At 32.5% G+C, this 1135-nt stretch carries 1 protein-coding gene and 1 pseudogene; both read left to right on the forward strand.

The genetic code is table 11. The features are described 5' to 3' along the window. The coding region (locus QI30_RS20275; RefSeq protein ID WP_233600638.1) for a hypothetical protein at positions 1–585 on the forward strand (585 nt) is incomplete at its 5' end. Between the two features lie 327 nt (positions 586–912). Next, a pseudogene (locus QI30_RS21025) lies at positions 913–1135 on the forward strand (hypothetical protein); the annotation flags it as partial.

The raw sequence follows: 1135 nt of genomic DNA on the forward strand, positions 1-1135 counted from the left end.
GGAGGAGTAATTTTGGATGTTCTAGAAATTAAACAGTATTTAGAAGAAAACTATTCTTTTTCTACACTTCATGATTGTTCAGAAGATGATTCTAATTCGCAATTTTTAGTTCAAAATCGTGCTATACAAGTATTTGATTTTGATGAAATTAAAGTAAATGAGGTTAAGCAAAGATGTTTTCCGAGTTATACCAGTTTAACTTCTCCAGACACTCTTTTTTTCGATAAAAATAATCATTTAAAACTTATAGAATTTAAAAATAGTTACAGTTCAGATGTGAAAAAACCAGCAGTTCGTATAAAGTGTTACGAGGCATTAATACTTCTTAAAACACGTTTCGATTTTAAAGAATATGATAAAATAACATACATTTTAGTAGATAAAGGACCAAAAAGTAATAGAAGACCAAGCACTCATGCTTTTTTAGGTGGGAGATGTCCTAGAGAATTAAAAATTCTAAAACAGGAGTTTCCTAACTTGGAAGTTGAATGTTATCAATCAAAAGAATTTGATAAAAGATGTTATAGCATTTTAAACGTTCCAACAGACAGTTGGAAAAAAGCTAGTGATAGAACTGATTTGTAGTTTTAAAATAAAAATGCTATCATTTTACTAACAAAAAATGAACGTAAAAAAGCTATCTAAAACGACTGATAAGTGTTGGATTGCCGTCCTTCACATATCACTAACGACCGTATGAGTGGTACGGTGTCAGCTTGTCATAATAGATAGCCAGTTTTAAGCTATGAAGCTAGTTAGGGAGTATTCGACGTACTTCCTAATGTCCCTTTAATTCTACATATATTTTCTGTAGGTTGCAATAGTTTTTAACTGGCTATGTTATTAAAGGCACGTTGCGCCATACTGTAGGCGTTACGTGCTTTTTTCGTTTCTAAGGAGCGGAAAATAATAATGATGAATTTATCTTATGCACCGCATAAACATCAAGAAAACTTGATTAGCGAATGGCAAGACTGCTATATCACAGCAGAAAAGAACGTGGGCATGATAGCTACATTAGACCTGTCTAGAATTGCGTATAACGAGCCTAAACAGTTTTTCTGGACATATGAATCGTTAGGAAAGTTATTAAGCCTTACAGAGCGTGAGAAGCCTTATACCAACGTCTATTTAT

The organism is Candidatus Kurthia intestinigallinarum (genome assembly GCF_003991225.1).
Lineage (GTDB): Bacteria > Bacillota > Bacilli > Bacillales_A > Planococcaceae > Kurthia > Kurthia populi.